This window comes from Candidatus Protofrankia californiensis (assembly GCF_900634765.1).
Taxonomy (GTDB): domain Bacteria; phylum Actinomycetota; class Actinomycetes; order Frankiales; family Frankiaceae; genus Protofrankia; species Protofrankia californiensis.
In genome coordinates this window covers 2,330-9,752 of record NZ_CAAAFT010000294.1, presented here as the reverse complement: position 1 = coordinate 9,752, position 7,423 = coordinate 2,330, and the positions used below count along the sequence as shown (strand labels likewise).

Genomic DNA, 7,423 nt, shown 5'->3' with positions numbered 1-7,423 from the left:
GCGTTCGCGCTCGCCGGTGCCCGCATCGGTTACCTCGCCGCGCACCCGGCTGTGATCGACGCGTTGCAGCTGGTGCGCCTGCCGTACCATCTGTCGACCTTCACGCAGGCGGTTGCGCGTACGGCACTCGCGCATGCCGACGAGCTGCTCGCCACGGTCGAGGCGGTGAAGGCGCAGCGTGACCGGCTGGTGGTCGAGCTGACCGATGCCGGATGCGCGGTGGCACCCAGCGACGCGAACTTCGTCCTGTTCGGCCGGTTCACCGACCAGCGGGTGGCGTGGCAGGGGCTGCTCGACGCGGGCGTGCTTGTCCGGGACGTCGGCCTTCCCGGCTGGCTGCGGGTCACCGCCGGTCTGCCAGGCGAGGTCGACACCTTCCTGGCGGCGACCCGCGCGCTGCTGGCCGAGGGGACCGCGACGCTGGCGTCCCCCGCTGAGGCGTCCGGTGCCCCGGTGCCCGGGGGCCAGGCGTCCGGGGGCCAGGTGCCCGGGGGCCAGGTGCCCGGGGGCCAGGCGCCCGCCGCTCAACTGCCCGACACCGGGAAGGGATGACGAGGATGGGCCGCACAGCCCGCATAGAGCGTAAGACCTTGGAATCGGATGTCGTCGTCGAACTGGATCTTGACGGGGCGGGTGTGTCGTCGTCGTTCACCGGCGTTCCGTTCTTCGACCACATGGTCAGCCAGCTCGGCAAGCACGGGGGTTTCGATCTCACCATCCGCACCCGCGGTGACCTGCACATCGACGCCCACCACACGGTCGAGGACACCTCGATCGCCTTTGGTGAGGCGCTGCGCGAGGCACTCGGTGACAAGACCGGGATCCGGCGGTTCGGGGACGCCCTGGTGCCGCTCGACGAGGCGTTGGTGCAGGCGGCGGTGGACCTCTCCGGCCGGCCGTACTGCGTGGTCGTCGAGCCGGAGCTGATCGAGCTCATCGGTACCTACGACACGACGCTGACCCGGCACGTCTTCGAGTCGATCGCCGCGTCGGCGCGGATCGCCCTGCATGTGCGGGTGCTGTCGGGTCGTAACGCCCACCATGTGGTCGAGGCCGAGTTCAAGGCGGTCGCGCGGGCGCTGCGGGACGCGGTCGCGCTCGACGGGCGGGTGGCCGGGGTGCCGTCCACCAAGGGCGTGCTGTGACCGGGGATCCACTGTGACCGCAGAGTATGGCGTGGTCGCCGGGCGTGCCGTGGCCACTGGATGTGCCGTGGCCACTGGATGTGCCGTGGCCACTGGGCGTGCCGTGGCTACCGGGCATGGCCTGATCATCAGGCCTGACGTGGTCACCGGGCGTGCCGTGGTCACCGGGCGTGGTGTGATCAGGGGCGTGGTGTGACCGTTCCACGGGTGGTCGTCCTCGACTACGGGTCGGGGAACCTGCGCAGCGCCCAGCGGGCGCTGGCCCGGGTCGGTGCAGAGGTGACCGTGACGGCCGACCTGGCCGCCGCCCGGGCCGCGGACGGTCTGGTGGTACCCGGGGTGGGCGCCTACGCGGCGTGCATGGCGGGGATCGACGCGGTCGGCGCGGCGCCGGTCGTCCACGAGCGGGTCACCCAGGGGCGTCCGGTCCTCGGGATCTGCGTGGGGATGCAGGTGCTATACACCCTCGGGGACGAGCACGGTGTGCGGACCCGCGGGCTCGGCGTGCTCGCCGGGCGGGTACGGCGCCTGGCTGCGCCGGTCCTGCCGCACATGGGCTGGAACACCGTGACACCGCCGGTCGGGACGGTGCTCTTCGACGGTCTGCCCGCGGACACCCGTTTCTACTTCGTCCACTCGTATGCGGCCGAGGCTGAGCCCGAGTCCGGGGACACCGTGGCCGAGCACGGCGAGCCCTTCGCCGCGGCCGTGGAGCGAGGTCCGGTGTGCGCCACCCAGTTCCACCCGGAGAAGTCCGGGGACGCGGGTGCGCACCTGCTCGCCAACTGGCTGCGTACCCTCCGCTGACCCGAAGTCTCCCGGGCACCTCCAGCTTTTCTTTGGAGCATCCCCCGGGCTTCCTTCGGGACGGTGGCGGAGGGGCGGGCCGCGGTTCGGAGCTTACCGATCATCTAACGATGATCGGTAAGGAAAGGGATCGGGGCGAGTCGGGGGCTTCGCCGCGATGGTGAAGGTAACCCGTCACGGAAAACGATGTGGATCCGCTGCTGGCACAACAGCACCGCATCCACATCCTTCGGGCCTGGCCGGGGCAGGGGAACAGGGGACAGGGGGACAGGGCTAGTGGCTTGCTTCGGGGGCGGTGGGGCTTCCTTCGGGGACCGGAGCCAGATCCTGGGGCGGCGCTGCCGCGCGTCGCGCGCGGGGCTGTCCGGTTGATGTGATCAACCGCGCATGCGCGGTGCCGGGAAAGGCGCCGGTCTGCCCGCTGCGCGCCCGCCGGCACTGGTTCGATAGTCGGGATGGTGGGGGGTGGTGCCCCGTCCCGGAAGGAGCGAGTGTTGGTCCCGTCCCGCCGGTCCTATGGTGGCGCAGGCTGTTTCGACCCCCGCGATCCCGATCTCGTCCATGACCCGTATCCGGTCTTCGCCGAGCTGCGGGCGGTTGGCCGTCCCCTGTGGAGCGAACAGCTCGGGATGTGGCTGGCCGCCAGGTACCGCGATGCCGACGCGGTGGTGCGCCATCGCGCACTGGGCAGGATCCACCCGCCGAGACAGCCCGAAGACCTGTGGGCGCTGTTCAACCAGCTTGAGTGCGACTCGGTCCTTGGCTGCGAGCCGCCCAAGCACACCCGGTTGCGTGGGCTGCTCGGCAAGGCGTTCCTCCGTAGCAACATCGAGCGGCTGCGTCCACACATCGAGGAGCTGTGCGCGGGCCTCCTGGACGGGGTGGAGGAAAGGAGCCGGGACGGCGAGCGGTTCGACCTGATCGCCGACTACGCCGAACCACTGCCGGTGATGATCATAGCTGAGCTGCTCGGCATCCCGGACGGCGACCGGCACCTGCTGCGCCCGTGGTCGGCGGCCATGATGAAGATGAACGAGTACGGACGCACTCCCGCCGCGGAGGCTGCCGCCCGCGCTGCCGCGGCGGAGTTCGACGCCTTCGTCCGGGAACTCGCAGCACGGCGCCGTCGCGTCCCCCAGGACGATCTGATCACCCATCTGGTTCAGGCGGAGCAGGAGGGGGAGCAGCTCAGCGAGGACGAGCTGGTCGCCACGGTCGTGGTGCTGCTCAACGCCGGGCACGAGGCCAGCGTCAACTGTCTCGGCAACGGGATGGTCGCACTGTTGAACCATCCCGACCAGCAGCGGCGTCTGGCCGACCGTCCGGTGGAACTCGCCGCGACCGCGACCGAGGAGTTCCTGCGCTTCGACTCGCCGCTGCACCTTTTCGAACGGACCGCGATGGTGGACGTCGAGATCGGCGGAGTCGTCGTCCGGACGGGGGAGCGGATCGCCGCCCTGCTCGGTTCGGCCAACCGGGACCCCGAGGTGTTCGAGCGGGCCGACCAGTTCGACATCGGCCGGGAGCCGAACCCGCACATCGCCTTCGGCGGCGGTGTCCATTTCTGTGTGGGCGCGCCGCTGGCCCGGGTGGAGGTGGCGATCGCCATGCGCTGCCTGATCGAACGCTTCCCGCGCCTGAGGCTGGCGGGCATTCCCGTGCGGCGTCCGGCATTCGTCCAACGCGGCTGGACCCACATCCCGGTCACGGCCTGACATCAGCCGGACAGTTGGTCCCTGTGGACCGGTGTTGGTGGACGAGGACCCGTATTGGTGGACGTGGACCGGTGTCGACGGGCGCGGCATGAGTGGAGTTGCATGCCGCGCCCGAAATCTCACATCCTGTTATCTCAGAGTGGGTAGTTGCCCGCGAGCCGGCCGAGGAAGGCGGTGTTGTCGTAGAAGTTCTCGACCTCGACCAGTTTGAGGTCGTCGGTGCATCGGACCACGGTGACACCGAAGATCTCGATGTGTTCGCCGGTCGGGGGCAACCCCTTGTAAGGTCCGCTGAAGGTACCCCAGTGGCGCCATTTAAATGTGATCACGGGTGGCGGTGAGTAGACTTCCAGCACCTCCCAGAAAAAGCCGCCGGGAAATGCTTCGTGAAACACGCGGTGGGAGGACTCGAAAGTTTCGTCGTTCGCCGAGTAGTAGGGGTTCTCGCCGATCAGAACGTTGTAGCTGCCCCTTTCGGCGAGATCGACGGCAGTGGCCGCGGGGCCGCCGTTCACCCGGACGCGCAACTGGTCGGTGACCATGCTGACCCACTCGGCCGGGTCCTTCTTGTGCGAGAGTTCCATCTCGAACACCTGGACCACGCGCTCGACGATGTCGGCCAGAGAGCCCTCGGCGTGCTGGTGGGTGCGTTCCCGGGGCATCGTCTCCTTCGAACGGCTGTAGTCCGGCGGTGCGCCGTCACGCCACCGCACGCCGGTGGAATCGGCAATGACGGCGTCCCGGCCCCGCACATGCAGTGGCTGTTCCTCGGACGTCTGGTCGCTCACCGCTTCTTCCTCCTGTCACCTGCTCGTCACCGCGACGCGTCGAGCGTCCGGGCGGGCCGAAGGCGGCGCTATCATTTTTCTTCTGCGTTGCCCGCGGCCCAAGTCCCCGGGCTGCTGGGAAAGTCTTCCGCGATGGACGGACCTGGCGCTGCCGGCCCTCGTGTGCTGCTGCCGCGGCCGGCTTCCAGCCATCGTGAAACCGACCTATCGTGAAACCAGCCGTCGTGAAACGGTGAACCCGCTGAAAAATGCCGGCCCATATTTCAAAGCCGGGCCCTCGACCAATCTAGGCCCCGGGCCGGCCGGTGAGAACAGGGCGAACGTCCCGGATTATCAGGTGCGAAAAGATACCGGATGGATGTGCGCGCCCGGGAACTTCGGCATCCGGCGGAGGGACCTGCGTACCGTCGCTCGCCACGTGGGTTCAGCAATGTGGGTTCAGCAACGTGGGTTCACCGGTGACCCCGGCAGGCGGGAGGAGCGATCAGAAGGCGAGTTCCGCGGTCGCTCCCACCGCGGCATAGGTGGGAAGAGCCCGCCGGTCCGCCGTCAGCAGGCGTGCACCAGCCGCGGCGGCACTTGCCCCGACAAGGGCGTCGTACACCCGCCCGCCGGCAATGCCGGTAGCGGCGAACGTGGTCAGAAGCCGGCGGTAGCCGCCGGGGTCCAGCGTGAGCGGCTCGTCGGGGAAGTCCTGTGCAAGAGCTAGGACAACCTCGGCGATCGGGCTTGCGACGCCATGGCGCATCCGGGTGAGGACGGACACGGTCTCGATCAGAACGTGCCCGGGTAGCCGGCGGACGTCCCGCACAAGTCCCAGGGATCTTTTGTGCTCGGGGTGCCAGTCCGCGAGCGCGGGTACGACCACGCTCGTGTCGGCCGTCACGATCAGCGAGGCCATGTGCGCGACTCGTCGATTATGCGGAGCAGCTCCTCGTGGTCCAGCGGTGGTGCCGGCGAACTGGTCGTGAGAACGACGCGGCCGTCGCGCTCGACGGCCACAGCCCTGGGCCCGACCGGTCGCAGGGTGAGCTCACCGTCACGCTCCTCGAGCTCGATCTGGGTGCCCGGCTTCAGGCCCATGCGGTCCCGCAGCGCCTTCGGAACTACCAGCCGTCCTGCCATGTCAATGGTAGTGATCATGGTTGAAGCCTACCATCCAGCTGGTATCCGCTCGGGCTTCGGGAGTGCATGCCCGAGGTGCGCCATTCGCTGTTCTGTGCGGGTGCGAGCGCCGGGAGGGAGATCTCCGTCGTTCCTAATCGCTGTAATCCGGGGCATAACGGGTGCGGCGGGATGTCGCCGGTTGCCGGGAGCGCCCGAATGACTGATCAGGCTTGACTCTGGGGTCGGCTGCTGATTCCCTCAAACTGTTTCGAGTCGATGGAAGCCGGTGTGAATCCGGCGCGGTCGCGCCACTGTTACCAACGTCGTCCCAAGAGGGCGACGTCCGGAAGTCAGACCCATCGCCGGACATGTCCTGCCCGAGTGGAACGCGTGATTCCTGTGGAGGTCCCGTCATGGCACACCCAAGCGTCCTGGACGCCCCGGCCGTTCCCGCGCCGCTGCCGACGATCCCGCTGAGCGAGCTGGCTCCGTTCGCGATTTTCGGATCGATTCTGGCGCTGGTCCTGCTCTACTTCGTCGGCGCGGAGCAGGGCGCGATGTCGATCGTGGGCGGCAGCAATGTCCACGAGTTCGTACACGACGCCCGTCACCTGCTCGGCTTCCCCTGCCACTGAGTGGGCGCGACATGATTCGCACACTGCTGATCCGCGGGATGCTGGTCGGCGTGGTCGCCGCCGTCCTCGCCTTCGTCGTCGCGAAGATTCTCGGGGAGAGCCAGGTCGGCCACGCGATCGCGTTCGAGTCGGCCCATGAGGTGGCCCAGACCGCTCACGAGCCGGAGCCGGTGTCCCGGACGGTGCAGAGCACGATCGGCCTGTTCACCGGCCTGCTGGTGTTCGGGGTCGCCATCGGTGGGCTGTTCTCCCTCGCCTACGCCTGTGCGCAGGGCCGGCTGGGTGCCCTGCGCGCCCGCGCGACCGCGGGATTGGTGGCCCTTGCCGGCTTCGTGGGGGTGTACCTGCTGCCCGACCTGAAGTACCCGGCCAACCCGCCGGCGGTCGGAAACCCTGACACGATCGGCGAGCGCACCAGCCTGTACTTCAGCATGATGTTGATCTCGCTGGCTGTGGTCATCGGCGGTTGCGTGGCCGCCAGGCGACTCGCCCCCAGGTTCGGTGGCTGGGATGCGGCGCTGCTGTCGGCGGCCGGCGGCCTGGTGGTCGTCGGCCTTGCGTACTACGTCCTACCGGGCGTGGACGAGACACCGGAAGGCTTCCCGGCGGACGTGCTGTGGCGGTTCCGGATCGCTTCGCTGACGATCCACGCGACGGTGTGGGCCACGGTCGGGCTGCTGTTCGGAGCCCTGACAGAACGCGCCAACCGTGCCGTCCCGGCCGTGACGCCAGCCCCCGCGCCAACCTTGGCGGGGGAGCGTCCCGTGGCCTCCTCGGGCGGATCGCCGGTCGCCAGCGGGGCGTGAGCGCGGGCGAACCGCTGCGCCTCACCCTGGTCAGCCACGCCCGGACTGCTGCCATACGAGCGGCGCGCTTCGGCGTCGACGACGACACCATCGACGACGCCGAAGCGCGTCGGGCCGCGGATGCAGCCGCAGCGCACACGTCACATACACCGCATACACCCTTCGGACGGGCGCTGCGTTCCGGGCGGGCCCTGTGCGACCTCTCGTTGCGTACCCGCCAGACAGCCCAAGCGTTGGGACTGTCGGCCGCGCCAGATCCCGCCCTGCGTGATCTCGACGTCGGGGCCTGGACAGGACGCTCGCTCGAGGAGATCAGCGCCTCGGACCTGCGTGCCTGGACCGATGACCCGACCGTGGCACCGCACGGCGGCGAGTCCGTCGCGGACCTGGTGAACCGCGTCGGGGGCTGGCTTGCCGCCC

10 protein-coding genes are annotated in these 7,423 nt (G+C 69.1%); 7 read left to right on the top strand and 3 right to left on the bottom strand.

Annotated features, from left to right (window positions below):
* The 4 genes from DD1DGNOD_RS29600 to DD1DGNOD_RS15725 form a co-directional block, all read left to right on the top strand.
* Positions 1 to 552: aminotransferase class I/II-fold pyridoxal phosphate-dependent enzyme (locus tag DD1DGNOD_RS29600; protein WP_241255751.1), on the top strand; the 552-nt coding region annotated here is incomplete at its 5' end.
* A gap of 5 nt (positions 553 to 557) precedes the next feature.
* Positions 558 to 1,145, top strand: coding sequence for an imidazoleglycerol-phosphate dehydratase HisB (gene hisB / locus DD1DGNOD_RS15735; RefSeq protein WP_131767583.1), 588 nt, complete (start codon positions 558 to 560; stop codon positions 1,143 to 1,145).
* A 192-nt stretch (positions 1,146 to 1,337) separates the two neighbouring features.
* Positions 1,338 to 1,952, top strand: coding sequence for an imidazole glycerol phosphate synthase subunit HisH (gene hisH / locus DD1DGNOD_RS15730; RefSeq protein WP_131770465.1), 615 nt, complete (start codon positions 1,338 to 1,340; stop codon positions 1,950 to 1,952).
* A 494-nt stretch (positions 1,953 to 2,446) separates the two neighbouring features.
* Positions 2,447 to 3,667, top strand: a complete 1,221-nt coding sequence (locus DD1DGNOD_RS15725) for a cytochrome P450 (protein ID WP_131767601.1) — start codon at positions 2,447 to 2,449, stop codon at positions 3,665 to 3,667.
* Positions 3,668 to 3,801: 134 nt separating this feature from the next.
* On the opposite strand, the gene DD1DGNOD_RS15720 is transcribed toward DD1DGNOD_RS15725, so the two are convergent.
* The 3 genes from DD1DGNOD_RS15720 to DD1DGNOD_RS15710 all read right to left on the bottom strand — a co-directional run bounded on the left by DD1DGNOD_RS15720 (position 3,802) and on the right by DD1DGNOD_RS15710 (position 5,598).
* The gene (locus tag DD1DGNOD_RS15720; protein ID WP_131770464.1) at positions 3,802 to 4,455 is read right to left on the bottom strand and encodes an ester cyclase; all 654 of its coding nucleotides are present in this window, start codon (positions 4,453 to 4,455) and stop codon (positions 3,802 to 3,804) included.
* A gap of 484 nt (positions 4,456 to 4,939) precedes the next feature.
* The gene (locus tag DD1DGNOD_RS15715; protein ID WP_131767581.1) at positions 4,940 to 5,356 is read right to left on the bottom strand and encodes a PIN domain-containing protein; all 417 of its coding nucleotides are present in this window, start codon (positions 5,354 to 5,356) and stop codon (positions 4,940 to 4,942) included.
* Complete coding sequence (locus DD1DGNOD_RS15710; protein WP_131770463.1) at positions 5,344 to 5,598, bottom strand: AbrB/MazE/SpoVT family DNA-binding domain-containing protein; 255 nt, start codon at positions 5,596 to 5,598, stop codon at positions 5,344 to 5,346. The genes DD1DGNOD_RS15715 and DD1DGNOD_RS15710 overlap by 13 nt, the downstream gene beginning before the upstream one ends.
* Positions 5,599 to 5,975: 377 nt before the next feature.
* On the opposite strand from DD1DGNOD_RS15710, the gene DD1DGNOD_RS15705 reads away from it, so the two are divergent.
* The 3 genes from DD1DGNOD_RS15705 to DD1DGNOD_RS15695 form a co-directional block, all read left to right on the top strand.
* Positions 5,976 to 6,197 carry a CbtB domain-containing protein gene (locus tag DD1DGNOD_RS15705; protein WP_131767579.1) on the top strand — a complete coding sequence of 74 codons (222 nt, stop codon included), beginning with the start codon at positions 5,976 to 5,978 and terminating at the stop codon, positions 6,195 to 6,197.
* An 11-nt stretch (positions 6,198 to 6,208) separates the two neighbouring features.
* On the top strand, positions 6,209 to 7,003 hold the full coding sequence (locus DD1DGNOD_RS15700; RefSeq protein ID WP_131770462.1) for a CbtA family protein: 795 nt from the start codon (positions 6,209 to 6,211) through the stop codon (positions 7,001 to 7,003).
* Positions 7,000 to 7,423, top strand: a 424-nt coding sequence (locus DD1DGNOD_RS15695; RefSeq protein WP_206443213.1) for a histidine phosphatase family protein, incomplete at its 3' end; no start/stop codon positions are given. The genes DD1DGNOD_RS15700 and DD1DGNOD_RS15695, both read left to right, overlap by 4 nt.